Genomic DNA, 26,290 nt, shown 5'->3' on the forward strand with positions numbered 1-26,290 from the left:
TTTTACAATTACAACGTTTATGACGTATGAATCCGGGGATTGGAAAATATCTGATTGGAATCGGCGCGGTAATTCTGCTGGCCGGACTGGTCGTATACTTTTTGGGCGACAAACTGCACTGGCTGGGGCGGTTGCCGGGGGATATTCGGGTGGAGGGCAAAAACGGCGGTTTTTACTTCCCGATTGTGACCTGCATCGTTGTCAGCCTTGTGCTGAATCTGATCATTGTTTTGATCCGGAAGTTTTTCGGGTAGCGTTTTCGGACGAATCCGAGCGGCTCGACGGGCTATCGCTCAGTTTTTCGAGGTTACTGACGACTTTGTTCATGTAGAATACCTCCCGTGGCGGAGCGAGCGAACGATCCGTTGAAATTTTCTGAAAACCGCAGGCCAGAAAATGACCATCGTACCAGGCTTCCAGCTGATCGTTTTCCGAATACACTACTTTTTCGTTGCCTGCCAGTTTTTTCAGCGAATACTTCTCCCGTTCCCGCACCACCTTGCCGCCTTCGATCACTTCCGCGTTGATTTCGCCTTCGTGCGGGTACGCCAGAATGGTTGCGTCGCCGTGCCGGGCAACCTGTACCATCTGATTCAGGTCGTAACTGGTCAGGTCGGGGATGGATATGGAATTGTCCCAGAGGAGTTTACCTTTCTTGTCAAAACCGCACAGGAAAGCGTGGGTGTACCGATATCCTTCCTGATACCGGTCGAACGAACGCCCGCTGCCCAGGTAGGGATAGGCGCTGCCCCGGTATTGCGGATAATAGACCTCGGCCAGCAGCATCAGCCCTTCGTCGGTTGGCACCAGATCATGAACCAGCAAACGGTACCGGAATTTGGTATCTTTCCCCTGATCTTTCCGGCGGGCCAGGCGTTCCAGTAATTTCTGTTGCCGCTTGGGCTTCATATAGTTAAAGAAATTCTGAAGTTCCGAGAAATCGATGAAACGCGTGTCCTCGGTGGGCGTAATAGCCATGTTGTTGCCAGTTTCGCCGGTCATGGCGGCTGCGTTTCGGATGCGTGTGATGTAAACGCCCTGCGAATAGGGAGTACAGTCATTCGAATAATTGCCGACCAGCAGCGATTCCTCGTCGTTGAGCGGCAGCAGTTTGCCCGAAATCAGGCTGTGTTCGTTGCCGTCCAGGTTGACGGTCCGGAGCAGTTTGCCTTCGTAGGAGTAGGTCCGGACGGTAAACTCGCAATTGCGTTGGTGCGTGGCGTCGGTCATGACGTGAACCAGCCGCCGTTGCTCATCGACTTCGATGTTGTTCAACTGAATGTGGTTCGTGTATAAACCGGGTAATACCTTGGACGTCAGATCGAAAAACGAAAACGATACCACCACCGGCCGCGAACGGTAGTAGCCCCCCAGGTAGGCAATGTTGTCGAGAACTTTGAAATGGAAAATATCCATCTGGGTGACCAGATCGCCTTTGTAGGTCTCGATCATGCCATCGTCCAGATTCAGCCGCAAAACCGTGATCTTTTCGTTCGAATTTTCCTTTAACAGCCAGTACAGGTAATGCTCGGTCCGGCAGGAGCGAATCGGCTCGTAGTAGGAATCGATTTTATACTCCGTCGCCCAGAGTTGTTTGAGGTTCGTGTCGTAGCGTTTGAAGGAGAACTTGGTGGGAGCAGACGAGTAAAAATCACCGTGCCGGACGTTGAGCAGCACGCCCTTGTTGCCGAGGGTGGTCACGTCGAATAGTTCTTCCGAGTTCTGGCTAATGGGCAATTCCAACCGGGCCGATGGCTCGAACTGCGCCCACGCGGGCATCAAGGCTACTACCAGCCAGCTCCAGAGCGCGATCACGAGACGTTTGGTCATCAGCATTTCGGTTAAATACTGATTAAAGGTACGTATTCTGGTTCTCTTCTCAAATTCAAATGGCGGTTTTTGACGGAGAGAAATAGCATTTCACCGGCATAAAATAGGGATAAAGTGACCAGGTCCTCGATTGCGCGTCAAAGGTCAGATTCTCAGTTCAATCCCATAACCTATGATTGCTGCGAAAAAAAAACTGTTCGATCAACTTTCCTCCATCCGAAGTTTGTCAACTGAGGTGTTGCAGGAGCTAGAAGTACGGATTGTATTCCAGCGCTTACCAAAAGGCGCTCATTTGCTGCAAGCGGGCGAAACCGGAGACCGTCTCTACTATATCGCTCGTGGTTTAGTACGGGGTTATTGCGTTGAGGAAGCAAAAGAAATAACGACCTGGCTGGCTGTAGAAGGTGAGTTTGCCTTTTCGGGTTCCAGTTTTCTACGTGAAAAACGATCCAATGAATCCATTGAATTACTGGAATATACAGAGCTGTTTTACATTACCAGACAGGATCTTCACTATTTACACAAACATTTTCCAAAAATAAACTACATCAGTCAATGTATTCTTCAACAACATTTCCTGCTCCAGGAAGAGCGGCTGTATTTATTGCGTCAGATGAAGGCTGAAAAACGACTTGAGCAATTCCGGCAGCAATTCCCAGATTTGTGGAAACGTGTTCAAAACCAACACATTGCTTCTTATTTAGGCATTAATCCTGCTACGTTGAGTCGGCTGTTACGGAAAAAGTGAAATTAGAACAACAAAGATGTAACTGGTTGTTCATCAGTCGGTCACTTGCAACCCAAAAGCAAGAATAATTTCCTAAAATGATCTCTTTTTTTTGATGTTTGTCGGACGGTTTTTGAGAAAAGCCAAGCATTTTTTTGAGTGCAATTGCCAGATTTGTGCATGCAAAAGCCGTACACATCCGGGGCTGCAATTCTTCTTTGCTTTTAACAATGTATGAAATAGAAGCTATTGACTTAGCGAATAACTTTGATAATCAAATACGTGCAAACAGAGTTTTGACCGAAACAGAGAAATATCAGCTGTTCGAGATTAGTTCTGCAACAAGAACAGTCGCTTCTATCTATGATCAACTTGAGACAGATATTCGAGGACACACTTCAGCTCGGATTGGGCGTTGTAAAGTTGACGCGAGGGGAGTTTGGACAGATGCTGTGATTGGTTTTTTTGTAGGTGTAAGCGGAGGGTTGAAAGTAGGATGCACTGGTGGAACGGTGACATTACCAGGTATTGGAACAGCAACTGGTTGTGTAGGAGGGGCTGTTCTTGGAGGTGCTGGTGGTTTTGTTGGTGGTGCAATAACCGGGGTAGCGAGTCAGTTATTGCAGACCTGTTTTAGGAATTCTGTATAGTAATTATATTATCTATTCTTTTGATAATGCTATGTCACTGAACAAACGACAGAAGAAAATATTGCCATTAGCTGGACTTTATTTTGCAGTCTGCATGATGGCTTTTAGTTCGTATGGCTCCTTTAATCCAACCAGAATAGGTTTTTATTTGTCGCTTTTTGCCGGTCTAATTTGGGCTGTAATTGTGGGCTATCTTATTGGTAAATTTCAGACAAAGAAGGATTAATCTTTAATCTAAGTTTGGGCTAAACAAACTCCAACGGTTGACTCACGACAGTTAGCCATTGGAGTTTGTTGCGATTGTGTTTCAGTTTGTGTTAATTCTGCATATAATATTCTTCAAACAAAGTATATTCAGTACGAAAGTGATTTTAAAGTCCAATATAATACCTGTAACTAACAAAGCTTTTCTTACTCTTTAAGAGACTGTCTAAAAATAATAAATCATGTTTTATAGGCCACTCCCCCACCCCCTGAAGGGGCTTTAGCACACCGATTAAAGTCCCCTTCAGGGGGTGGGACAATATGAAAAACGAAAATTCTAAAATTTAGACAGTCACTAATAGAGTAGGAAAAGTATTAAAGATATGAGTATAAATATAAAATTATTCGTAGTAATTGTGTGCCTCGGGCTGAGCATAATAATTGTAATCTATAATAACGAACTCTTCTCGTTTTTGGGGCTTATTTTTTCACCAGAGGTGAATAATTATAGACTGTCTATAACTTCGTGTTTAATTTGGGTCACTTTATGGCCTCTAACGGTAGTTGAATATTTTTCGAAACGGTTTTGGGCCTCCTTAGTTACATTCTTAATTATAGGTATAGTACATGATATAATGTAAAAAAGATTCTGGGGGATTCACTCATTATCGCAAAATGACTATCGGTTTTGGATCGTATTTATGGTCAGTTCATGTATCGGGTGTTTTATTTTTTACCTGTACATATTCAAATTTGACTATTTTTTTAACCTAAAAGGGTCTAAAAGGCTTGGAATAATCATGGCTGCTATTACCTTATTAATTCCGGCTATTTCATTACGCAGGCTTCATGTCGTAGTAATCATCATACTTATTCATTTGGCCATAAATCTGCTCAAGAACTACTAATCAACGCTTCGATCGTGGGGATATAAAAGAAAACCTGCGGTAATGCTTTACGTAAGTTGTTTTGGTAAGTGTCTTATAGTGAATATGTTGCCTTTATACGCTATCGAGCTTTGGAAACGAAAAAACTGCCAGAAATGACGAGCTTTGTGGGCGTGCATGAGGATTGGGACTAAATTTTGCCGTAGTTTTGTGCTTTGAATCTTACCTTGCCGAATGGATATTCAAGCACAACTCAAACGGGCTATTTCGGAAGCGATTCAATCGCTGTATGAGACGTCTGTTGAAACCGTATTACTACAACCGACCAAAAAAGAATTTGAAGGACTCTACACCTTCGTCACGTTCCCGCTGACCAAAACGACCCGAAAACCGCCCGTTGAAATTGGGCAGGCTATTGGAACGTACCTGAAAGAAACCACCCCGCTCATCAGCAAATTCAACGTGGTTCAGGGTTTTCTGAACCTCAGCATTGCCGATGCGGTTTGGGTGGAGGAACTGAACGGAATTCTGACAGATCCGAATCTTGGGCAATTGCCGGCCCGGAACGAATCGGTCATGGTTGAGTTTTCGTCGCCGAATACGAACAAACCGTTGCACCTGGGCCACCTGCGCAACAACTTCCTGGGCGATTCGGTCAGCCGGATTCTGAAAGCCAGTGGTTACGATGTCGTTAAGGCTTGTCTGGTCAACGACCGGGGGATTCACATCTGTAAGTCAATGCTGGCCTACCAGGAGTTCGGCAACGGCGAAACGCCCGAATCGACGGGCATGAAAGGCGATCACCTCATCGGAAAATACTACGTCTGGTTCGACAAAGCCTACAAGCAGCAGATTGAGGAGTTGATCGAAGAAGGAATGCCAAAGGACGAAGCCGAGAAAAAAGCCCCGCTGCTGCTGAAGGTGCAGGAAATGCTGCGGAAGTGGGAGCAGGGCGACCCCGAAACCGTCGCCCTCTGGGAGTTGATGAATTCGTGGGTGTATGCCGGTTTTGCGGAAACCTACCACGCGATCGGGGTGCATTTCGATACGATGTACTACGAGTCTAAAACGTACCTGCTCGGAAAGGACGTGATCGAAGACGGTTTGCAAAAGAATGTGTTTTACCGCAAACCGGATGGTTCGGTCTGGATTGACCTGGCTGACGAAGGACTCGATCAGAAACTGGTGCTCCGGTCGGACGGAACCTCGGTGTATATTACGCAGGATTTGGGAACGACCGACCTGAAATTCCAGGATTTTCCGATTCAGCGCGGTATCTGGGTGGTGGGCAACGAGCAGGATTACCATTTTGCGGTGTTGTTTGCCATTTTGCGCCGGTTGGGTCGTTCGTACGCCGAGGGGTTATACCACCTTTCCTATGGCATGGTCGATTTGCCAAGCGGCAAGATGAAATCGCGCGAGGGCACCGTGGTCGATGCCGACGATCTGATCGAAGAGATGCTCGAAACCGCCCGAAACCGGACCCGTGAACTGGGTAAAATCGACGATTTTGAGAGCGAAGAAGCCACCCGTCTGTACCATATGCTGGCGATGGGCGCCTTGAAATACTACCTGTTGAAAGTCGATCCGAAAAAGCGCATGACGTTTAACCCGGAGGAGTCGATCGATTTTCAGGGACATACCGGGCCGTTCGTGCAATATACCCACGCGCGGATCTGCTCGATATTGCGGAAAGCGGACCAATTGGGGGTAAATCCGGTTGGTACATTAAATTTGGTTGAACTCGCTGATAGTGAGCAACAACTTGTATATTTGCTTACGCAGTTTGGACAGCGGATTTCGGAAGCAGGTACCGATTATGCGCCCTCGTATCTGGCCCAGTATGCGTTTGAACTGGCCAAAGCGTATAACCAGTTTTACGGCGAGTTATCCATCCTGTCGGAACCGGATGCCGACAAACTGAAATTTCGGGTGGCGCTGTCCAAAGCGGTGGCCGAAACTATCCAGAAAACAATGGAGTTATTAGGCATTGAAGTACCGTCAAAAATGTAAACTTTTCCCAACGCAAATGAAAAAGCTGTTGCTTATTGTAACCGTCGGTTTCGTTGCTGTGACCTTGTCCAGCTTTATGGCCGTCAAAAGTAACCTGGTGGGGAGCGACAAAAATGCCGCAGCGCCCACTAAAAAATTGTACGATTTTACCATGACCTCGATTGACGGTAAAACCGTACCGCTCAAACAATACAGGGGTAAGAAAGTGGTGATTCTGAACACGGCTTCCAAGTGCGGTTTTACCAAGCAGTTTGCCGATTGGGAAACTTTCTACAAAGACCACGGTGATAAAGTGGTGGTGCTGGGTTTCCCTTCCAACAACTTCAAGAGCCAGGATCCGGGTTCGAATTCCGAAATCGCTGAATTCTGCAAAAAGAACTACGGGGTGACGTTCCCTATGTTCGAGAAGATCGATGTGATCGGTGAAAATCAGGCTCCCTTGTACAAGTGGCTGTCGGATAAATCATTGAACGGTGGGGTGAACGATAAAGTACCCAGCTGGAATTTCTGTAAATACGTTATCAACGAAAAAGGTGAATTGGTTGCCTTTTTCCCCTCCAAAGTGCTCCCGACCGACGACGAGTTCAAAACCGCGGTTGGAATTTAAGGAGTTAAGAATGATGAGTTAAGAGTTAAGAGTTGCTCCGCAATAGTAGCATCGCGGAGCAACTCTTAACTCTTAACTCATAACTCATCCCTATGAAAAGTTGGCTTGCGGCTGCCCGTCCGCGTACCTTGCCGCTGGCGCTGGCCAGCATTATTCTGGGAAGTTTTCTGGCCTCTTCAGCCGGGCAGTTTAGCTGGAAAATTGCCATTCTGGCGGCCCTGACTACTATTTTTCTCCAAATTCTCTCCAATTTCGCCAACGATTACGGCGATGCGGTTTCGGGTAAGGATACGACCGAACGGGTCGGCCCACGGCGGGCCGTGGCCACCGGGATGATCACCAGGGAAGCCATGCTGCGGGGAATCATCATCACGGCGGTTTTGGCCTTGATTTCGGGGATCTGGCTGTTAGTTGAAGCCCTGAAAAATGCTCCGGCGCAGGTTTTCTGGCTTTTTCTGGTACTGGGTTTGCTGTGTATCGGTGCCGCCATAGCCTACACCAACGGGAAGCGTCCGTATGGGTACAGCGGGTTTGGCGACATTGCCGTGCTGCTGTTTTTCGGCTGGGTGGGGGTTCTGGGAACGTATTTCCTGCACACCTTATCCTTCGATCCGATTCTGTTGCTGCCGGCCACCAGCGTGGGTTTTCTGGCAACGGGTGTGCTGAATATCAACAACATCCGGGATATTGAAACCGACGCCAAAACCGGCAAATACTCCATTCCGGTTCGATTGGGCCTTCAGCGGGCCATTCGCTACCACTGGCTGCTGCTCCTGGGGGGCATGGTATGTGCGGTTCTGTATACGCTCTTGGTTGGTTACAACTGGCTGAGTTGGCTCTATCTGCTCGCTTTCCCGCTTTTTGTGCTGAACGGGCGGGCCGTGGCCACCCATCAAAAACCGGGTGAACTGAATCCGCGGCTGGGCCAACTGGCCTTATCAACCCTCCTGTTCGTCCTGCTCTGGGGCGTTGCGCTGGTGGGCTAAACCTTCCTTGTTTCTACATGAAAACCATCGGCATCATTGGCGGCATGACCTGGGAAAGTTCGGCGGCCTACTATCGGATTATCAATCAGGAAGTTGGCCGACGGTTAGGGGGCAATTACTCGGCGAAGCTGGTCATGGCGAGCGCCAATTTTGAGGAGTTCGACCGCTGGCAGCGGGCCGACGACTGGGGTTCCGTTGAAGCTGCCGTCGACGACATGGCGCAGTGTCTAGTGCGGGCCGGGGCCGATTGCGTGGTGATTGCCTGTAACACCCAGCATGAGGTGGCCGAGGGCGTGGCCAGACGTTTGCCGGTTCCGTTGATTCACATTGCCGATGTCACGGCGGAAGCCATTCAAAAAGCCGGTTTTCGGAAAGTCGGTTTGCTCGGAACTCGTTACACCATGGAACGCCAGTTTCTGCGCGGACGGCTCCGGGAGCGGTTTGGCCTCGAGGTCATCCTGCCGGGCAGCGAAGAACAGCACTACATTCACCACGCGATCTATACCGAGTTCAGCAAAGGCATTTTCGCCGAAGCTACGCGGGCAACGTTTGTGAAGATCATCGAAACTCTGGCGGCACAGGGCGCGGAAGGCGTCATTCTGGGTTGTACCGAAATCCCACTGCTGGTGCAGGCGAAACACACCGATGTCCCTCTGTTCGACACCACTACGCTTCACGCGCTGGCGGCTGTGGACTTCAGTCTGGCGACCCACAAAAATCTGACCGCTAGCTAAACAAATTTAAAACAAAGCGCCTTTTCCGTCGTTAAAACCGGTAAGATGGTGGACCATGAGCGGAAAGGGTTGTGCAGATCGCGTTCACCATCTTCTTTTTTTCCGGAGCATCGTTCCGGCTTCCCAACCCGGTAATTTGCTTAAAACGGCGGAAAAAAGGATACCCACGGAAAAGACGGGGCGCCTGGTCCGTGGGTATGGTTTGAATAAAGATTCGTTAGGCTACTTCTACCTTCAGGCGAAGCAGAAACTCATCCATTTCAATTTCAGTCGCATTGCCGTTCAGGTCACTGACCAGATCCAGCGAGAGCGCCTGCACTTCCTGACAGATGTAGTCCTTATGCGTTTCGATCGCGCTGGTCAGAACTTCATTCGGTCCTTCGGTGCGGTTTTGTTCCAGTTCGATCCGAATCTTGTCCGTAACGTCGAAATTCTGATCTTTCCGCAGGTTCTGAATGCGGTTGATGAAATCGCGGGCGATGCCTTCCTGGCGCAGTTCGGGCGTGATCGTGACATCCAGGGCGACCGTCAGGCCATTTTGACTGGCCACAATCCAGCCCGGCACGTCCTCCGTCCGAATCTCGACATCGGCCAGCGTGATTTCGCCGATCGCCAGTTGCATACTGCCGGCGGCTTCCAGTTTTCGGATGTCGTCTTCGGTCATGGCGTTGATTGTTGTGGCCACATCCTTCATCATCGGACCAAATTTAGGCCCCAGCGTTTTGAAATTCGGTTTGATCTTCTTCTTCAAAATACCGGATGCATCGTCGATGAACTCCACGGTTTTTACGTTGACTTCCGACTGAATAATCGGCGACACGTGCTCGATCTGCCGCCGGGTGGTTTCGTTCAAAACCGGAATCAGCACCTTGGTCAACGGCTGGCGAACCTTGATTTTGTGGCCTTTTCGCAGCGAGTGAACCAGCGAACAAATATCCTGGCCGAGCTGCATGGAGGTTTCCAGATCGCTGTCGATCAGGGCGGTTTCGGCTTTTGGGAAATACGTCAGGTGAACCGAAAGTTCTTTCTCCTTCGTCAGGTTGCGGTACAGCCAGTCGGCGAAGAACGGCGCGATGGGCGACATCAGTTTCGAAACCGTCGTCAAACATTCGTGCAGCGTTTCGTAAGCCGCGCGGGTATCGGCACTCAGCGAGCCGTCGTCCAGTTTGGGCGCGTTCCAGAACCGCCGGCGCGACAGCCGCACGTACCAGTTGGACAACTGATCGTTGACAAAGTCTTGAATGGCCCGACCGGCCTTGGTTGGATTGTAATTCTCGAATTGCTGTTCCACCTCCTGCACCAGCGACTGGAGTTTCGACAGAATCCAGCGGTCGAGTTCCGGGCGGTCGGCCACGGGAATCGTCCGGACGCCGTCGAAATCAAACTGATCGAGGTTGGCGTACAGGGCGAAGAACGAATACGTATTGTACAGGGTACCGAAAAACCGGCGCTGTACTTCGGCAATGCCGTCGATGTTGAATTTCAGGTTGTCCCAGGGTTCGGCGTTGGTGATCATGTACCAGCGCGTGGCGTCGGCCCCGTAGGTTTCCAGTGTCGTGAACGGATCGACGGCGTTGCCCAGCCGTTTCGACATTTTGTTGCCGTTCTTATCGAGGACCAAACCGGTCGAAACCACATTTTTGAACGCCACCGACGCGTCGGTTTTGCCATCCAGTGTACCGAGCATCCCCGAAATGGCGTGGAGCGTGAAGAACCAGCCCCGGGTCTGATCGACGCCTTCCGAGATAAAGTCGGCCGGATAGGCTTTGTCGAAAATAGCCTTATTCTCGAACGGATAATGCCACTGGGCGTAGGGCATGGCCCCGGAGTCGAACCAGACGTCGATCAGGTCCGGTTCGCGCTGCAGAATTTTGCCCGAATCCGACACCAGATAAATATCGTCAACAAACGGACGGTGCAGATCAAAGTCGCCGGAAGCCAGGTGCTGCAAATAGGCTTCGTTCTGGGTCTTCTGGTTGTCTGATAAAACACCGGAAGCAATGGCCTTCTCCAGCCCGGTTTTTAGTTCGGCCACCGAACCAATGCAGATTTCCTCCCCGGCTTCGTTCCGCCAGATCGGCAAGGGGGTTCCCCAGAACCGACTGCGGCTGAGGTTCCAGTCGACCAGGTTTTCGAGCCAGTTGCCAAACCGGCCGGTTCCCGTGCTTTCCGGATTCCAGTTGATGGTTTTATTCAGGTCAACCAGCTTGTCTTTAACAGCAGTTGTGCGAACGAACCAGCTATCGAGCGGGTAGTACAGAACCGGTTTATCGGTCCGCCAGCAGTGCGGGTAAGGGTGTTCGTATTTTTCAACGTGGAACGCCTTGCCTTCACTTTTCAGCTTGATGGCAATCAGGACATCGGTGGGTTTGAACTCCGGTTCGGCCTGTTCTTCATCCGAGTAATACTGCTCCTTCACGTACCGCCCGCCGAATTCGCCGATTTCTTTCACAAACCGCCCCTGTTTATCAACAATGGGGACTTCCTTGCCGTTTTCGTCCTTCACCATGATGGACGGAATGCCGTTCTGCTGGGCAACCCGGAAGTCATCGGCCCCGAACGTCGGAGACGTATGCACCACGCCGGTCCCATCTTCAGTGGTCACGAAATCGCCGAGAATGACGCGGAAAGCCGGTTTTTCAGGCGTGACGTAGGGGAGAAGCTGTTCGTATTCAATACCGGCCAAATCGGCGCCTTTGAACTCGCCGACGATGGTCCAGGGCAGCAGTTTTTTATCCGAAGCGGCATAGCCTTCAAAATCACCGTCTTTGCCCTTCTCGTTAAACCAGCGACCTACCAGCGCCTTGGCCAGCACCACATGGACGGGGTCATAGGTGTACGGATTGAAAGTTTTGACCAGGACGTAGTCAATGTCTTTGCCTACGGTCAGGGCCGCATTGGCGGGCAGCGTCCAGGGCGTTGTCGTCCAGGCCAGGATGTAGGGCGCTGAACCGGCCAGGTCGCCAAACACGCGGGCGGTTTGAGCCGACGGTTTGGTTTTAAACATCGCCACGATGGTGGTGTCTTTCACGTCTTTATACGTGCCGGGCATGTTCAGTTCGTGCGACGACAGCCCTGTTCCGGCTTTGGGCGAATAGGGCTGAATCGTATAGCCTTTGTAAAGCAGATTCTTGTCGTAGAGCTGCTTGAGCAGGTACCAGATGGATTCGATGTAGTCGGTCTGGTAGGTAACGTACGGATTGTCCAGATCGACCCAGTAGCCCATTTTTTCGGTCAGGTCGTTCCAGAGATCCGTGAATTTCATCACGGCCTCGCGGCACTTTTTGTTGTATTCTTCAATGCTGATGCCGCCTTCCGACGCGGGTTTGCCGATATGGTCTTTTGTAATGCCCAGTTCTTTTTCGACCTGCAACTCGATGGGCAGGCCGTGGGTATCCCAGCCGCCTTTCCGTTTCACCTGAAAACCCTGCAAGGTTTTGTAGCGGCAAAAAATATCCTTGATGGCACGGGCCATCACGTGGTGAATACCCGGTTTTCCATTGGCGGACGGCGGCCCTTCGTAAAACGTAAAAGTAGGCTGTCCTTCGCGCGTTTCGATCGATTGTTCAAAAACGCGGTTGGCTTTCCAGAACGCTAAAATATCAGTAGCGACCTGTGCGTATCGGAACGCCGAACCGTTCAGGTCTTTGTATTCTTGGTAACTCACGATAAACTGGATTTGGAATTGACCGCAAAGATACGGAAAATTGAGCGCAACGTATGGTTTCGTTCGGAAGGACGACCTGCCGATTTTGTTTTTAACCAACAGAAATTCGCTGATTTTGATTCGCCTGTCCGACAACCCGATTGGAATTGGCCGGTTTTTTCTACAAATTTACCGAAGGGGCGGCCGTAACTTTGTTTGAATGCGGTCGTTCCCGAACGCCAGCACCGGTGTAAACCCGTGCCGATCCATCCCGCTTTGGTTGAGCCGAATCGGTGATTTTCGACGTTCGTTCACGAAGCAGAACGGTGGTGTTGCTCAACCCAGATCCATAACGGGCCGTTATTCGCCCGAGGTTCTACGTGATTGATCCGTTCGTCAGGGTTCTTCTTTTGGACTGATCGCTAACCCGCCTGGAAGCGTTAAGGCTGAAATTCTGAAAACTGCCCGGGGTTCATTCACTTCTTTCGTCGATCGTAATTTCTGAAAAATTGGATATTCGTCACTATATAGACAGTGGGATTTTAGAAGCGTATTTGCTGGGATTAACGTCCGAAGAGGAACAGAACGAAGTGGAGCAAATGAAACTTCGGCATCCGGAAATTTCGGCGGCTTTAAACGAGATTGAAATCCGGATCGAATCCTGCTGTTTGGAAAATGCCGTTCCTCCTCCTCCCGGTGCCTGGGACGTCATTCAGGCCCGTACCAGCCATTCGGACCTTAAAAAACGCGCGCCGAACGATTCGCAAAACAAAAAAGAAGCGGGCAGCGATAAGTCCGGTTATGTCGAGGCTGAAGTTCGTGATTCCTACATCCGGGTCCACAAACTGTGGCGGATCGCGTTCCTGATCGTTTTTATTCTCTCCAAAATCTTTCTGATCGCGGGTCTGTATTATTACTTCAAATCGGACAGCCAGCAGCAGGAAATCGAGCGGCTTAAAACCGTCCTTCAACAGCCGCAAACCGCTCGCTGAATTTCCGCTGACGTTGTCTGATAAGTGAGCTTAAGGCGCAGGCCATTGACCGGCATTGATGGCGCCTGGTTTGAGTTTGGCTGGATCAATCACTACGTACTTAATCTTTTTCCGATGGTGCGTATACGTGATATGGACCAGACCGTCGCGCGTTTGAATAACCGCCGGGTACGAAAACTCTCCGCCCGGTTCATTCTCCAGCACTACCGCAGCCTGCCAGCTCTTGCCTTCGGGTGATACGGCCACATTGAGCGGTGAGCGGCCTTTGGGGGTGTGGTTATACACCAGCAACTGCCGGCCATCTTTCAGCGTCACGGCATCGGTTCCCGAATTGGGGTTGGGCAGCTCCGTCGCTTTTAACGCCGACCAGGTCTTGCCCTGATCGTCCGACCAGGCTTCCAGCACGTACTTGTTTTTGCTGCGGCAGAGCAACTGCAACCGTCCGTTCGGGTGGAACAGGACGCTGGGCTGAATGGCGCTGAACTCTTTGCCATCGTTGAGGGCCGGGGTTTTCTGCCAGGTTTTCCCGCCGTCCGGGCTGCTTTCCATGTGCAAACGCCAGCCCTTGTCTTCGCTGCTCGACGGGCTGAGCAGGGTGCCGGACGCCAGCAGAACCGGTTTGTTCTTGATCGGGCCAACAATGTCGTCGGGCAGCCGTTCGGGTTTCGACCAGGTTTTGCCACCGTCGGTCGAGCTCATTTTCATGCCCCACCAGGTTTCCGGATCGGGCCCGACTTTATAAAACAGCAGGAGCGGACCTTTCGGCATCTGAAATAAAACCGGATTCCAGGTGGGATAACGTTTGCCGTTCGCCTGTTTGCCGTTGGCTACTTCGACGGGAGCCGTCCAGCCTTTCTTGTCCCGGCGACTGACCCAGATCCCAACGTCAGGGTGATTTTCGTGAGTGCCGCCAAACCAGGCCGCCACTATACCGTTGCTGGTTTCGGCCAGCGTAGACGCGTGGCAGGATGGAAAGGGAGCCTGTTCGTAAATGAACTCGGTTTTGACAATGCCGGCGGTTTGCTGGGCAATTGAAAAACCGGGGAGAATGCTAAGTAAAAAGAGAATGAACGCGTTTTTCATGGAGAACGCTACGGTTTTTAGGGTTAGGATTAACGCCAAAAATAGAGGTTTTAGGGCGAAGAAAAAAAGCGGATGGGGGAGGTGTTTTACGAGTCCTCTGCTCTGGCGCTGGGGAAAGTGAAAAGAAACCTTTCAATCGGTTGGTCATTCGGCCCCCGTTGAAACCGTGGGTTACTAAAAACGCCAGTCGCCGGGGAGTAACTTCCCGGCGACTGGCGTACGTTTCAAAACCGTTGTTTAAATTCCCTTGTTCAACACCCGCACTTTGACGTGCGAAGGGGCTTTGTTTGAGAAATACACCCGGTTGGTGGTTTTCTGGAAATCAGCGTCCGTGGCGTCGTAGATGTTCATGAACGTGCCGGGATTGCGGTCCACCAGCGGAAACCAGGAGCTTTGCACCTGCACCATTAGTTTGTGGCCTTTCTTAAAGGTGTGGGCCGCATCCTGCATATCGAACGTGACTTCCGTGACTTGGCCCGGTTTCATCGGTTCCGGTTTCGAGAAGCTGTTCCGGAATTTGGCCCGCATCACTTCACCGCGTACCATCAACTGAAAACCGGCCATTTTCGTCGTTGGAATCGGGCTGGTGGCTTTTGAGGTATCCGGATACACGTCGATCAGTTTGACCACGAAGTCCGCATCCGTTCCGGTGGTTGAGACGAACAGGTTCGCCATCACGTTACCGGTAATCGTCAGGTCTTCGGTCAGCGGTTCGGATTCGTACACCATCACGTCGGGTCGGGTAGCCGCAAACCGCTGATCTTCGTACATGAAGTCACTGCCTCGGGTGATCTGTACATTGTTGGTGTACGGAACCGGTTTTTTCGGATCGTTCACGTATTCGTCAAAGACTGACTCAGTTTCTTTGGGTGCATCAAAGGAGAGCTTGCCGTTGGCGTGCAGGTACAGGTTGCGCTCCTCCGATTCTTTGGGCGGCCACTGGCTGTATTGGTTCCATTCGTTGGCTCCGGTCAGGAAAATCGATGCTTCCGGCAATTGTGGATCGGGACCGTCTTTCAGGTAATGGTTGAAGAACGGCAGTTCCATTTTTTCCCGGTAATACGGGGCGGTTTTGGCCCCGAACCGGATGTTGCCGAGTACATCGCCATTGCCCCGCGCCCAGCCACCGTGAATCCACGGCCCCATCACCAGCAGGTTTTTCGTCTTCGGATTTTTGCTTTCGATGCCGGCATAGGTCTTCAGCGGACCGTACAAATCTTCCTGATCGAACCAGCCTCCGACCGTCATCACCGCCGGTTTGATGTTTTTCAGGTGCGGTACGGGGGTGCGGCTTTGCCAGTACTCGTCGTAGTTATCATGCACCATCATTTCCTGCCAGAGCTTGTTTTCACCCCTGAAGTACTTCTCGTTCACCTTCGACAGCGGCCCGACATTCATGTAAAACTGGTAGGAATCCGGGGTGCCGTATTCGGTAAAACGGGGACCGCTTTTGGTCGTCGGTACGGGCCGGGGCTGACCGAAGGATGACAGGAATGCGAAGGTGCCCATCAGGAAGAAAGCTCCGTTATGGTGCCGGTCGTCGCCCATGTACCAGTCGGTGACCGGGGCCTGGGGGGAAACGGCCTTGAGGGCCGGATGCGCGTCGATGGCCGTCATGGTCGTGTAAAAACCGGGTGCCGAAATGCCCCAGGTTCCCACGCGGCCGTTGTTGTTCGGAATGTTCCTGAGCAGCCAGTCGATGGTGTCGTAGGTGTCCGAACTTTCGTCCACGTCGGTTTTCTTCTTCTTGTCAGGGATGTGGGGACGAACGGCCACGAATTCGCCTTCCGACATCCAGCGGCCCCGAACGTCCTGATACACAAAAATATACCCGTCTCTGGCGAACGCCATCGATGGCCCCAGCGACGTTTTGTACTTGTCTTCACCGTAGGGAGCCACACTATAGGGCGTACGGCCGAGCATAATCGGGTAGTTCTGCGACGGGTTTTTCGGAACGTAAATCGACGTGAACAGTTTTACACCGTCGCGCATGGGCACCATCCGTTCCATCTTGGTGTAATTCTGGACGATGTACAGCGAATCGGCCTTGTTGGTCACCGGTTGCGCGAACAACGGATGGACCAGCGCCACGCTCACCCACAGGAGCAGGAACCGGAAAATCGCCGGTTTTTTGGACATACTTTGCATACAAGGTTGGTTTATTCGTTGGCTTTGCCCGCTGCGGTTTTGCCGGATGCCTTTTTGGAGGTGCGCATCCATCATGGTCAGCCACTCGCCGTTCGAATAGGGCCGCCAGCTATGACCACCCCGTTCGCCGTACGTGATCGAACCACCGTACGCCGGACTGGTTGTTTTGGGTATGAAATCTTCCATTTTGTGTACCCCAAAGGTAAGGAAGAAATCGTCCATCTGTCTTGTGGACTCTCGAAAAGACCTTGCCGGTATTGAAGACATCCGGTTGGGTGCCTGATCGTAGCCTTTGGGTAACCAAATCGTCTTTGGTTACTCGATAAAGCGGATGGTGTAATTCTTCAATGCGTTCTTTTTCAGGATTTTTACCAGCTTTCCCTTCTCGTAGAAATACGCGTCTTCGTGGTCGTCGATCCGGACGCGGTAACTGCCTTTTTTCGTCAGCTCGATGGTGGCGTAATTGCCGAAGTATTCCGCAAACGCCCGTGACCGCCCGGCCGGTTCTTCAAAGTACATCCGTGAAATGGTGAAATCGATCGGCTTGGCTTCAACCGCTTTCCGGGCGTATTTGTACTGGTTGACCGTGATCTCGTATTGACTGTTTAGCCAGCTGATTTCTGACCGAAAATTGCCCCGGCTGGTTGTCGCGTCCGTTTCGGAACGCAAAAGCTGCCCCGTTGCCGGATCGTGCCGTGACACGGTTTTGTAATAAATCCGGACGTTTTTAATCAGTTTGAACTCCACGTTACTTACCTGGTCGTAAACCAGGGACGTTGGGGTAGTAATTTGGGCAATTTGCAATTTCCCAATGCGCAAACCGCTGGCTTCAATCACGAAATTTCGGGTAAGTGTCTGGCAAAAACCGCCAGCTGGCACGAGGATACAGGCAAGAATTGTTGTAAAAAATAACCGTAACACGTTCGGATGGGTTTTCTGTATTTTTGATGGTACTTTAACGCAATGACATGAGGCATATCGCGGCACGTATGGGTTGGGGCTGGCTGGGTTTGCTGCTTGCTTTTTCCGGTTTTGGGCAGTCGGAGGCCGTTTATCCCATTATCCCCAAACCGGCCAGGCTCGAAAACCGGGCGGGTCGGTTTGTGTTTACCAACACTACCGTTCTCCAGATCCCGGCGACCCGTCCTGAACTACGAACGATTGCTGAACACTTTGTCCATCAACTCCATGCCGCCAGCGACCTGACCGTCCGGATTCAGCAAACCACCGAAACCGCTTCCGCGAACCAGCAGATTCGGTTTGAACCCGTTGCCGATGCACGTTTGGGCGATGAGGGCTACCGGCTCGACATTTCGCCAGCCACCATTCTCATTGAAGCCACCCAACCCGCCGGTTTTTTTTACGCCGTTCAATCGCTGTACCAACTCTTGCCACCGGCGGTTTTTTCGCCTAAATCAACGAGTTTTTCGAGTAACTGGTCCGTTCCGGCCTGCCGGATTGACGATCAGCCCCGGTTTCGCTACCGCGGTTTGCACCTCGACGTAACCCGGCATTTCTTTCCGGTTTCGTTTATCAAAAAATACATCGATCTGCTCGCGCTGCACAAGTTCAATACGTTCCACTGGCACCTGACCGACGATCAGGGCTGGCGGATCGAGATCAAAAAATACCCACGGCTTACCCAGGTTGGGGGCTGGCGTAAAGAAACGCTGATCGGTCATTATTACGAGTCCGAGCCGCAGCAGTTCGACGGGCAGCCGTATGGCGGTTTTTACACGCAGGACGAAGTGCGGGACGTGGTTCAGTATGCCAAATCCAAATATGTAACTATTATTCCTGAAATTGAAACGCCCGGGCACGCACTGGCGATTCTGGCGGCTTATCCGGAGCTGGGCTGCGCGGGTGGCCCCTACGAAACCGCCACCAAATGGGGGATTTTCAGCGATATTTTATGCCCGCACGAAAAGACGTTTTCGTTCTTGCAGGATGTGCTGACGGAAGTGATGGCCTTATTTCCGGGGCCGTACATCCATATCGGCGGAGACGAAGCTCCGAAAACCGCCTGGAAAAAAAGTGCGTTTTGTCAGCGCCTGATGAAGCAGTTAAAACTGAAAAACGAGAATCAGTTACAACGCTACTTCACGGCCCGACTGGACCGCTGGGTAAGCGCGAAAGGCCGGAGAATGATTGGATGGGACGAAATCATGGACGGAGAAAGTCCGGCGGCCCGCGTTTCGACGGGGGCGGTGGTAATGAGCTGGCGGGGCACGGCCGGCGGTCTGAAAGCCGCCCGGCAAGGCCATGATGTTATTATGACCCCCGAAAACTACGTTTACCTCGACCATTACCAGGGCGATCGGGCGCAGGAGCCCCTGGCGTTCGGGCGATTTACCCCTCTGGAAGAAACATATTCGTATGATCCGGTTCCGGCGGATTTGCCGGTCAGCGTTCAGCAGCACATCCTGGGCGTTCAGGCCTGCGTCTGGACGGAATACCTGAAAACACCCGAACAGGTGGAATACATGGCCTGGCCGCGGGCGGCTGCCGTGGCCGAAATCGCCTGGACATCGGCCGAACAGAAAAGCTGGCCGGATTTTACGCAACGACTGCCGGTTTTGTTCCAGCGACTCGATTTTTTGCAAACCCGGTACGCCCGGACCTATTATGCCGTGAAAGCTGATCCGGTGCCGCAAACGGATGGTCGGTTGCGGCTATCGCTCAGCGGGAGCGAACCCGAAATTGATGTCCGGTATACGACCGATGGCTCCGTACCGGGCGTGGAATCCAGTCGATACGACCAGCCGTTGCTTTTAAGTCGGCCGACCACCATCCGGGCCGTTGTGGTTCGGAATGGGCGCGTACTGGGGCCGGTGCAATCCTGGGATTTTGCGGTTTCGAAAGCGATCGGAAAATCGCTGCAACTCGCTACGCCCGTCACCCGCCCCAAAACCGCCGAAGCTTCGATGCTGATCGATGGGCAAGTGGGAAATACGGTGGGGTATCTGGAAGAAATGCAGGGCGTCGCGGGTGTCAAAACCGCCAACCTGAGCGCAACCATCGACCTGGGAGAACCGCAGCCGGTTCAACAGGTGACGATTGGGCTGGTGAAGGCGACTGCCGGGAATATCCTGCTGCCGAAAACCGTGGAAGTCGCCGTTTCGGAAGATGGCCAAAAGTTCCGGACCGTGAAAACCGTTGCGCTGGACCCGACCGAGCGCGGAAAAAAGGCAATCATCCGCCAGACCCTGACCTTTGAACCGGTCAGGAGCCGGTTTGTGCGGATCATTGCCCGAAACGTTGGTAAAGTGCCGGCCGGCATGCCCAAAGCCGGACAGGATGCCTGGGTGATGGCCGACGAACTTACGATCGATTGAGCCAAACCGGGCTTATTGCTGCGCCAGCGCTTCCTTTTCTTTGGCGGCAATGTCGTTCTTAAGTTTCGGAACGGTTTTAAGGTATTCGTAAATCGCCCCGACTTCGTAGTCGGTCATCAGGTGCGGAAACATGGGCTGACGAATCAGGCTGCCATCCGGACGAATGCAAGCCTTAACGGCCTGGATGAACTGCTGTTTGGTGTATTTTTTGCCAAGACCGGTTTCGTCGTCGAAGGTCAGGTTGGCCGTGAAAATCGGCTTGTTGTCGGGCGTTTTCATCTCGTTGCCCCCGCCGTAATACCCCGCCGACAGTTCCGGGTGCTGGGGATTCTGTTTGGTGAAATCCGCCGAGTGACAGGCAAAGCAAGTGCCCAACCCATCGGCCACGTAGCGGCCAAAGGCCACCTCGTCGGTGCTGTCCGGAATGACAATGGCCTGCTCCGGGTACGGCAACGGTTTGATGACCGTGTTGGCTAAGAGCTTGGAAAACAGGGAGAAGTCAGACGCCGGTGCTTCCTTGGCGACCGGTTGAACCGGAGCCGCATCGGACTTAAGCCAGGCGATAACTGATTTCAGGTCTTCGTCGGCCATTGTGGCAAACTTTGGCATAATTCCGGCAAAGGAACCGTCTTTTCGCAGGCCCGTCCGCAAAAAATAGAGTAGTTCACCTTCGGTCCAGTTTCCGATACCGAATGTTGTGTCCTGGGTGATGTTCATGGAATAGATCGTACCAAACAAACTCGGTAAATCGCTCAATTGGTGCCCCGTCAGGTGATTGTCCGCATCCGAATGGCAGGCAATACAGTGCATCTGGGCAATTTTGGCGCCCCGGGCCAGCCGCGCTGGCGTTACTTCGATTTTAAGGTCCTGAATGACCGGGGGATCGTAGGTCGGAACACCCCGAATGGCCGCGAAACTGACAAAGCCGACCAGGGCCACCGCAACAAAGCCGATAAGAATCAGCAGGACGCGCACTACTTTTTTCATTGTGGTGTTCATTAGCGTTTATCCGTACAAAATACGGGACAACGGGCGCTAAGAGCACTGTCGGAACACGTCAAAAACGACGCTTTTTCCGCCAGAACACGACCGCTCCCTAAGTGAAGAACCGCCCGTGTCAGGGGCTGGAAAACAATCGCAGGATGGGGTTAGCCACCGGGTACGCACAATTCCTCCGCTGGTTTCACCAGTACAGGTGGAAGAAAACTCATTTCGGTCACGATTTTTATCGGGAATTCGCAGAAATACGGTTACTTGCCACTGTTTGCAGAAATGATCCTCCGATGAATGTACTAATTGTAGAAGATGAAGACCTGGCCGTGCGGAAGTTGCGGAAACTGGTGCAGGAAGTGGACCCGACCCTCGAAGTAGCGGGCGTAACGGCCAGCATTGAAGACACGGTTGGCTGGCTCAAAACCAACGAGTCGCCCGATCTGATTTTTATGGATATTGAACTGGCCGACGGGCAGAGTTTTGAGATATTTGAGCAGGTGGAGGTGAACAGCACGGTTATTTTTACGACCTCCTACGATGAGTATGCGCTTCAGGCTTTCAAGGTGAACAGCATCGATTACCTGCTGAAACCGATTCAAAAGGATGATTTACAGCGAAGTCTGAAAAAATTCCGGGATCTGAAAGTGCGCCGGACCGAGCAGAATGAGCAGCCGAACCCGGTTTTTAATCTCGATAAACTCCTGCGCGAACTGCAATTGCAGCAACCGAAGGAATACCGGAAGCGGTTTCTGGTGCGGCTGGGGCAGCGGCTGCTATCGGTAGAAGTGCAGGACATTGCCTATTTTTTCACGGACGAGCGGTTTAGTTTCTTCAAGACCTGGAACAATCAGAAATACCTCATCGATTATACGCTCGACGAACTGGAAGAAGCCCTTGACCCGGGTATGTTTTTCCGGATTAACCGGGGCGTTATCGTGACGCATAATACCGTGGAGCAGATTCAGCCGTATTTCGGAAACCGCCTTTCCCTGGTGCTGAAACCGGTGTTTGATAAAGAAGCCATCGTAAGCCGGGAGAAAGTCAGCGATTTTAAAATCTGGATGGGCAAATAAGGCCATCGCATCCAGAACCGCGTTCCTTCAAACTTTGTCGAATGCGTAGTCGTTTACTGAAAAACCGCTACGCATTCATGAAGGTTACGTTCGCCAACTCACTTCTTTTTGTTTTACTCTGCGGGCTGCTGGATGCCTGTACGAGCGTCGGACCGGGGAAGTTATTTCGGTCGGTTTCACCCCATGAGCAATACGCTCAGTCGCTTCGGGATGCGCGGCTGGAAAAAACCGCCCTGGGCACCGACTGGCTGGCCGTGGCCGACCGGGCCTTAAAGGACTCGGTTGTCATCAGTGCGCCCTATCGCGAAAGCGGTTATTTTGCCTCCAATCGTCCCTTTGCCATTGGCTACCGGCTGAACGGGCAGCGGGGCGATAAATTCATCATCAAAGTTGAGGTGCAGGGCCAACAGCCGGTTCAGGTTTTCATCGATGTATTTGAACTGGACGAACGCAACCAGGTACCCAGCCGACTGACTTCCGCCAAAGCCGATACCAATCAGCTCGAAATCGAAATCCGGCGTACCCGGATGCACCTGGTTCGGATTCAGCCTGAATTACTCCGCAGTGGCCGCTATACCATTTCCATCACCCGCGAGCCCATCCTGAGCTTTCCGGTTACGGGGCGCGACAGTCGCCAGATCAGCAGTTATTTTGGAATGCCGCGCGATGCGGGCCGTCGGCGGCACGAAGGCATCGATATTTTTGCGCCCCGCGGAACGCCCGCCATTGCTGCCGCAGACGGTTATGTTTCCGGGGTCGGGACCAATAATCTGGGCGGAAATGTCGTCTACGTTTCCGATTCCCGGCGAAATCATACGTTATATTATGCGCACCTGGATTCGCAGACCGTTCAGCAGGGGCAAAAAGTGGCCGTAGGGGATACCGTGGGTTTTATCGGAAATACCGGCAACGCCCGGACGACGGACCCGCACCTGCATTTTGGAATTTATAGTTTCAATGCCGGTGCGATCGACCCGTTGCCGTTTGTCCGGCGCGGCACGGGGCCGGCACGTCAATCCCTGATTTCGGCTGAAACGCTGGGTGATTCCGTTCGGATTTCGGCCACGCAGGCTGTCGTTCGGCAATCGCCGAACGGTGATGCACCCATGTTGCGGGTCTTACCCCGTTCGTCAGTTGTTACCATTATTGGCGGAACGACCACCTGGTTTCGGGTCGCAATGCCCGATCAGACCGTCGGGTATCTTGCCGGAACGGTGGTGGAGCCCGCCCGCCGTTCGTTGCGGAAACGATCGTTACCAACCGGGGCTGATTTGCTGGAAGCCGCCAGCGGACAGGCCGCGCCAATTGAGAATTTACCCGCCGGAACGCTGGTCGAGATCCTGGGGAGCTTCGGATCCTATCAACTGGTGCGGGACCCGAATGGGGCAACGGGCTGGCTAGCCCAGACGCCTTAAACGCAAAACCGCCCACTTCGCTGGAAGCGGGCGGTTTTGCCAAGCCAGTCTGTGCTTACTTATTTTTCTTTGGCGGAACCATAGTCAGCACCCGCACTTTCGGGAAGTTGTTTCATGATGCTGTCAACGGTTGTCCGGTAAGCGACATCCCGGTTTCGGTCTTTTTTGCTTTGGTTCAATTGTCCGGTTGCCCAGCCCTGCCAGATGATGTCGTTCGTGCGCGCATCATAGACATTGACAACCACCCGGTTTTCTTCGTATTGACGGGTGTAGACATTGTTATAGCCCGGGTTGTACCACATCCAGTAAGGCGACCAGGTATTGTTGGACTGCACTTGCTGACGGTCTTTCGAATCGGAAAAGAAACGAATCACCAGATCAGCTTCTCCACCAACGACGGGCTTATAGCCTTTAGCCTGCATCGTCTTTTCGATCTGGTCGGCAATCCGGCGCTGGTTAAGATTACTGCCCGCAATCGGGTCGGCGTTACGGCGTTGGTCGGCTTCCACCCGGAACGTGCTGAACTGCCGAACATTAACTTTTGGGTCATAGTCATATTTGACATTGACAGATGGCGCACAACTTGCCAAAAGACCCAACATGAACAAGCTGGCAATTATGCTCTTGATATTCATAGGTTTATTGTGTTGAAAAGTGGATTTGGGTTAACGTTTTGCGTTTGGTAATTACTACGAACTACTTGTTAACGCTTATTGATTTCTCATTAGTATTTCACCAACCAAATAACTAATTTCTGCGGAAGATAGTTCGTCTTTTCGTCGTGAACCCAAGCGGGCCGTGGAGCTCAATTTTTGATTGTAATTTATTGATATGCAGGAGTTTATCTTCCGGATATTTCTTTTTTGATCAATAAAAAACCATCCGTTCCTGGGAACGGATGGTTAAAAATAGTTAAAAATTTGTGGTCTTATTGACGCGCTACCTGAACTTCCAGAATCAGCTTGACATCGTCGCTGACCACCACGCCACCGGCTTCGGTAACGGCATCCCAGGCAAGGCCAAATTCTTTCCGTTTGATTGTACCGGTCAGTTCAAAACCGGCTTTGGTATTGCCGTAGAAATCCTGCATTTGTCCGCCGTACTCGGCTTTCAGCACAATCGGTTTGGTCGTGCCCCGGATCGTCAGATCACCGGTAATATCGTACGTATCGTCGCCGGTTTTCGTAACGCCGGTAGAAACGAACGTTAGTTTCGGGTGGTTCTCCGCGTCGAAGAAGTCGGCGGATTTTAAGTGACCGTCGCGTTGTTCGATGCCGGTCGTGATGCTATCGATGTCGGCGGAGAAGGTGATCGAAGCGGTTTCGAAATCGTCACCGACGGTTTCTACTTTTCCATCAAAAGACGTGAATTTACCGGTCACATTGGACACCATCAGGTGCCGAACTTTAAACTGGATAACGGTGTGAGCAGGATCAATGGTCCAAACAGTGGTTTCGGGAGCAGCAGTTGCCATACGTTTATTTATTTTGATTAATAGTGTTACAACATTTAATGTAAATACATTTAATAAGGCATTATTGTTCCAAGATTCGTGATTTTTTTTTGTACGTAAGGAATAGCTTTAAAAAACAGATCGAAAAAAAACGATGAAATTAGCCTATGGGCTGACGTTCAGCCGAATAGCAAGTCGAGTACGGCCCCTAGGTTATCTTTCCCTTCCAGAAGTTCGGGATTATATAATTCGGTATAGCTGCATCGCGTGCACGAACAGGCGATAAAGACATTATGCTCAATGTCGAAAATCCGGGATAATCCGGTTCCGGTGGTGGCAATCCGTTTGATGTACACTTCCGGGTTGCGGCACTTGGCGCAGGAATACCGGATAGCAATCTCGTGTTCAAGGCTCATTGGAAAGGCGGTTTTACGAATGAATGCCTCAAAAATAGGAGCGGATGGAGGTCCTAAGCGAGTTATTGTTGGAAGGGTTGATTGATGCCTTAAACGGTATTTTTAGGTTACCAAAAATAAAACCCCGTTACCTTACGGGAACGGGGTTTCTGGCTAAAAAAGAAGGTATACCTAGTTCTTGAGGGCTTCGGCACCACCGACGATCTCGAGAATTTCTTTCGTAATGGCGGCCTGACGGGTCCGGTTGTAGACCAGCTTCAGTTCTTTCAGCAACTCACCGGCATTGTCGGTCGCTTTATCCATGGCCGTCATCCGGGCACCGTGTTCCGACGCGTTGGATTCCAGAACAGCTTTGTATAGCTGGATTTTCAGCGTTTTCGGAATCATCTCCGTGATGATTTCCTCTTCCGAAGGCTCAAAAATATAGTTGACGTTGGCCGTCTTGGTCGCCGAGTGGGTCGGTGCTGAAACGATCGGCAGGAATTGTTCCGATCGGATAATTTGCGTGGCTACGTTTTTAAATTCGTTGAACACAATCAGCACCTGATCATATTTCCCCGCGGTAAACGCATTCATGACCTCCTCCGCGGCCGTCCGAACTTTAGCAAAACTCAGCGCCAGGAAGGTGTCAATATACGTGGTATTGACCGTAAAGCCCCGACGTTGAAAAGCTTCGGCCCCTTTTTTACCGATAGCCAGAATCTCGACATTGCCGCGACGGGCCTGTTCGGCATAGCGGCTGTTGATCAGCGACAGGGCTTCCTTGATAACGTTCGTATTAAAAGCACCGGCCAGCCCCCGATCGGAAGTAATGACGATCAGTAACACCCGTTCAACCGGACGAACCTGGTTGTAGGGGCTTTCGGCCGCCAGTTCAGCGCCTGCCGCCACCGTACTGAGCATTTCACTCAGCTTCTGCGCGTAGGGTCGCATTTGGATGATGCTGTCCTGAGCCCGTCGCAATTTGGCCGCAGCCACCATTTTCATCGCTTTGGTGATCTGCTGCGTCGAGATGATAGAAGAAATCCGACTTCGTACTTCTTTTAGTGAAGGCATTGTTTTGGTGGTGGAGGGATGAGCCTGGGCATCCGACACCGT

The 26,290-nt window shown here is 51.7% G+C and carries 22 protein-coding genes; 12 read left to right on the forward strand and 10 right to left on the reverse strand.

What is annotated here, in order from left to right:
• The first annotated feature begins 26 nt into the window (after positions 1-26).
• Entirely contained in the window at positions 27-254 is a 228-nt protein-coding gene (locus ACFPMF_RS09535; RefSeq protein ID WP_379843674.1) for a DUF2905 domain-containing protein, read from the forward strand.
• Here the strand turns inward: ACFPMF_RS09535 and ACFPMF_RS09540 are convergent.
• A complete protein-coding gene (locus tag ACFPMF_RS09540) occupies positions 223-1,830 on the reverse strand; it encodes a hypothetical protein (protein WP_379843677.1) in 1,608 nt (535 codons plus the stop codon). The two genes, ACFPMF_RS09535 and ACFPMF_RS09540, sit on opposite strands and share 32 nt — an antisense overlap.
• A 172-nt stretch (positions 1,831-2,002) precedes the next feature.
• Between ACFPMF_RS09540 and ACFPMF_RS09545 the strand changes: the two genes are divergently transcribed.
• From ACFPMF_RS09545 to ACFPMF_RS09575, 7 genes are all read left to right on the forward strand, one after another.
• A complete protein-coding gene (locus tag ACFPMF_RS09545) occupies positions 2,003-2,578 on the forward strand; it encodes a Crp/Fnr family transcriptional regulator (protein WP_379843680.1) in 576 nt (191 codons plus the stop codon).
• Positions 2,579-2,712: 134 nt separating this feature from the next.
• Positions 2,713-3,207, forward strand: coding sequence for a hypothetical protein (locus ACFPMF_RS09550; protein WP_379843682.1), 495 nt, complete (start codon positions 2,713-2,715; stop codon positions 3,205-3,207).
• Between the two features lie 31 nt (positions 3,208-3,238).
• Positions 3,239-3,433: a hypothetical protein gene (locus tag ACFPMF_RS09555; protein ID WP_379843685.1), complete on the forward strand. Its 195-nt coding sequence runs from the start codon at positions 3,239-3,241 to the stop codon at positions 3,431-3,433.
• A 1,099-nt stretch (positions 3,434-4,532) separates the two neighbouring features.
• Entirely contained in the window at positions 4,533-6,311 is a 1,779-nt protein-coding gene (gene argS, locus ACFPMF_RS09560) for an arginine--tRNA ligase (protein WP_379843688.1), read from the forward strand.
• A gap of 16 nt (positions 6,312-6,327) precedes the next feature.
• Positions 6,328-6,918, forward strand: a complete 591-nt coding sequence (locus tag ACFPMF_RS09565) for a glutathione peroxidase (protein ID WP_379843691.1) — start codon at positions 6,328-6,330, stop codon at positions 6,916-6,918.
• Positions 6,919-7,010: 92 nt separating this feature from the next.
• Positions 7,011-7,904 (forward strand): 1,4-dihydroxy-2-naphthoate polyprenyltransferase, encoded by an 894-nt coding sequence (locus tag ACFPMF_RS09570; RefSeq protein WP_379843693.1) that lies wholly within the window; start codon positions 7,011-7,013, stop codon positions 7,902-7,904.
• Positions 7,905-7,921: 17 nt separating this feature from the next.
• Positions 7,922-8,638, forward strand: coding sequence for an aspartate/glutamate racemase family protein (locus ACFPMF_RS09575; protein ID WP_379843695.1), 717 nt, complete (start codon positions 7,922-7,924; stop codon positions 8,636-8,638).
• A 217-nt stretch (positions 8,639-8,855) separates the two neighbouring features.
• On the opposite strand, the gene ileS is transcribed toward ACFPMF_RS09575, so the two are convergent.
• A complete protein-coding gene (ileS, locus tag ACFPMF_RS09580; protein ID WP_379843698.1) occupies positions 8,856-12,305 on the reverse strand; it encodes an isoleucine--tRNA ligase in 3,450 nt (1,149 codons plus the stop codon).
• 488 nt (positions 12,306-12,793) lie between these two features.
• On the opposite strand from ileS, the gene ACFPMF_RS09585 reads away from it, so the two are divergent.
• Complete coding sequence (locus ACFPMF_RS09585) at positions 12,794-13,276, forward strand: hypothetical protein (RefSeq protein ID WP_379843701.1); 483 nt, start codon at positions 12,794-12,796, stop codon at positions 13,274-13,276.
• 30 nt (positions 13,277-13,306) lie between these two features.
• Here ACFPMF_RS09585 and ACFPMF_RS09590 read toward each other — a convergent pair whose 3' ends face one another.
• The 3 genes from ACFPMF_RS09590 to ACFPMF_RS09600 form a co-directional block, all read right to left on the reverse strand.
• Positions 13,307-14,359, reverse strand: coding sequence for a sialidase family protein (locus ACFPMF_RS09590; protein ID WP_379843704.1), 1,053 nt, complete (start codon positions 14,357-14,359; stop codon positions 13,307-13,309).
• Positions 14,360-14,596: 237 nt separating this feature from the next.
• On the reverse strand, positions 14,597-16,693 hold the full coding sequence (locus tag ACFPMF_RS09595) for a CocE/NonD family hydrolase (RefSeq protein ID WP_379843707.1): 2,097 nt from the start codon (positions 16,691-16,693) through the stop codon (positions 14,597-14,599).
• 129 nt (positions 16,694-16,822) lie between these two features.
• Positions 16,823-17,344, reverse strand: a complete 522-nt coding sequence (locus ACFPMF_RS09600) for a DUF6134 family protein (RefSeq protein WP_379843710.1) — start codon at positions 17,342-17,344, stop codon at positions 16,823-16,825.
• A gap of 131 nt (positions 17,345-17,475) precedes the next feature.
• Between ACFPMF_RS09600 and ACFPMF_RS09605 the strand changes: the two genes are divergently transcribed.
• Positions 17,476-19,842 carry a glycoside hydrolase family 20 protein gene (locus ACFPMF_RS09605; protein ID WP_379843712.1) on the forward strand — a complete coding sequence of 789 codons (2,367 nt, stop codon included), beginning with the start codon at positions 17,476-17,478 and terminating at the stop codon, positions 19,840-19,842.
• A 12-nt stretch (positions 19,843-19,854) separates the two neighbouring features.
• Here ACFPMF_RS09605 and ACFPMF_RS09610 read toward each other — a convergent pair whose 3' ends face one another.
• Complete coding sequence (locus ACFPMF_RS09610; protein ID WP_379843715.1) at positions 19,855-20,829, reverse strand: c-type cytochrome; 975 nt, start codon at positions 20,827-20,829, stop codon at positions 19,855-19,857.
• 296 nt (positions 20,830-21,125) lie between these two features.
• Here ACFPMF_RS09610 and ACFPMF_RS09615 point away from each other — a divergent pair, with 296 nt between their 5' ends.
• Both ACFPMF_RS09615 and ACFPMF_RS09620 read left to right on the forward strand, forming a co-directional pair.
• Positions 21,126-21,908, forward strand: a complete 783-nt coding sequence (locus ACFPMF_RS09615) for a LytR/AlgR family response regulator transcription factor (protein ID WP_379843717.1) — start codon at positions 21,126-21,128, stop codon at positions 21,906-21,908.
• 41 nt (positions 21,909-21,949) lie between these two features.
• Positions 21,950-23,323, forward strand: a complete 1,374-nt coding sequence (locus ACFPMF_RS09620) for a peptidoglycan DD-metalloendopeptidase family protein (RefSeq protein WP_379843720.1) — start codon at positions 21,950-21,952, stop codon at positions 23,321-23,323.
• 59 nt (positions 23,324-23,382) lie between these two features.
• Here the strand turns inward: ACFPMF_RS09620 and ACFPMF_RS09625 are convergent, their stop codons facing one another.
• The 4 genes from ACFPMF_RS09625 to atpG all read right to left on the reverse strand — a co-directional run bounded on the left by ACFPMF_RS09625 (position 23,383) and on the right by atpG (position 26,248).
• Complete coding sequence (locus ACFPMF_RS09625) at positions 23,383-23,958, reverse strand: DUF4136 domain-containing protein (RefSeq protein ID WP_379843723.1); 576 nt, start codon at positions 23,956-23,958, stop codon at positions 23,383-23,385.
• Between the two features lie 293 nt (positions 23,959-24,251).
• Entirely contained in the window at positions 24,252-24,797 is a 546-nt protein-coding gene (locus tag ACFPMF_RS09630) for a YceI family protein (RefSeq protein ID WP_379843725.1), read from the reverse strand.
• Between the two features lie 158 nt (positions 24,798-24,955).
• Entirely contained in the window at positions 24,956-25,192 is a 237-nt protein-coding gene (locus ACFPMF_RS09635; protein ID WP_379843728.1) for a zinc ribbon domain-containing protein, read from the reverse strand.
• 171 nt (positions 25,193-25,363) lie between these two features.
• A complete protein-coding gene (atpG, locus tag ACFPMF_RS09640) occupies positions 25,364-26,248 on the reverse strand; it encodes an ATP synthase F1 subunit gamma (protein WP_379843730.1) in 885 nt (294 codons plus the stop codon).
• Between the last annotated feature and the right edge of the window lie 42 nt (positions 26,249-26,290).

This window comes from Larkinella bovis (assembly GCF_042655385.1).
Lineage (GTDB): Bacteria > Bacteroidota > Bacteroidia > Cytophagales > Spirosomataceae > Larkinella > Larkinella bovis.

Bases quoted from the DNA above. Each gene is read 5' to 3' on its own strand.
- ACFPMF_RS09535 (WP_379843674.1), top strand. From the start codon at position 27: ATGAATCCGGGGATTGGAAAATATCTGATTGGAATCGGCGCGGTAATT.
- ACFPMF_RS09540 (WP_379843677.1), bottom strand. From the start codon at position 1,830: ATGACCAAACGTCTCGTGATCGCGCTCTGGAGCTGGCTGGTAGTAGCC.
- ACFPMF_RS09545 (WP_379843680.1), top strand. From the start codon at position 2,003: ATGATTGCTGCGAAAAAAAAACTGTTCGATCAACTTTCCTCCATCCGA.
- ACFPMF_RS09555 (WP_379843685.1), top strand. From the start codon at position 3,239: ATGTCACTGAACAAACGACAGAAGAAAATATTGCCATTAGCTGGACTT.
- argS (WP_379843688.1), top strand. From the start codon at position 4,533: ATGGATATTCAAGCACAACTCAAACGGGCTATTTCGGAAGCGATTCAA.
- ACFPMF_RS09565 (WP_379843691.1), top strand. From the start codon at position 6,328: ATGAAAAAGCTGTTGCTTATTGTAACCGTCGGTTTCGTTGCTGTGACC.
- ACFPMF_RS09570 (WP_379843693.1), top strand. From the start codon at position 7,011: ATGAAAAGTTGGCTTGCGGCTGCCCGTCCGCGTACCTTGCCGCTGGCG.
- ACFPMF_RS09575 (WP_379843695.1), top strand. From the start codon at position 7,922: ATGAAAACCATCGGCATCATTGGCGGCATGACCTGGGAAAGTTCGGCG.
- ACFPMF_RS09590 (WP_379843704.1), bottom strand. From the start codon at position 14,359: ATGAAAAACGCGTTCATTCTCTTTTTACTTAGCATTCTCCCCGGTTTT.
- ACFPMF_RS09595 (WP_379843707.1), bottom strand. From the start codon at position 16,693: ATGGAAGATTTCATACCCAAAACAACCAGTCCGGCGTACGGTGGTTCG.
- ACFPMF_RS09605 (WP_379843712.1), top strand. From the start codon at position 17,476: ATGAGGCATATCGCGGCACGTATGGGTTGGGGCTGGCTGGGTTTGCTG.
- ACFPMF_RS09610 (WP_379843715.1), bottom strand. From the start codon at position 20,829: ATGAAAAAAGTAGTGCGCGTCCTGCTGATTCTTATCGGCTTTGTTGCG.
- ACFPMF_RS09615 (WP_379843717.1), top strand. From the start codon at position 21,126: ATGAATGTACTAATTGTAGAAGATGAAGACCTGGCCGTGCGGAAGTTG.
- ACFPMF_RS09620 (WP_379843720.1), top strand. From the start codon at position 21,950: ATGCGTAGTCGTTTACTGAAAAACCGCTACGCATTCATGAAGGTTACG.
- ACFPMF_RS09625 (WP_379843723.1), bottom strand. From the start codon at position 23,958: ATGAATATCAAGAGCATAATTGCCAGCTTGTTCATGTTGGGTCTTTTG.
- ACFPMF_RS09630 (WP_379843725.1), bottom strand. From the start codon at position 24,797: ATGGCAACTGCTGCTCCCGAAACCACTGTTTGGACCATTGATCCTGCT.
- ACFPMF_RS09635 (WP_379843728.1), bottom strand. From the start codon at position 25,192: ATGAGCCTTGAACACGAGATTGCTATCCGGTATTCCTGCGCCAAGTGC.
- atpG (WP_379843730.1), bottom strand. From the start codon at position 26,248: ATGCCTTCACTAAAAGAAGTACGAAGTCGGATTTCTTCTATCATCTCG.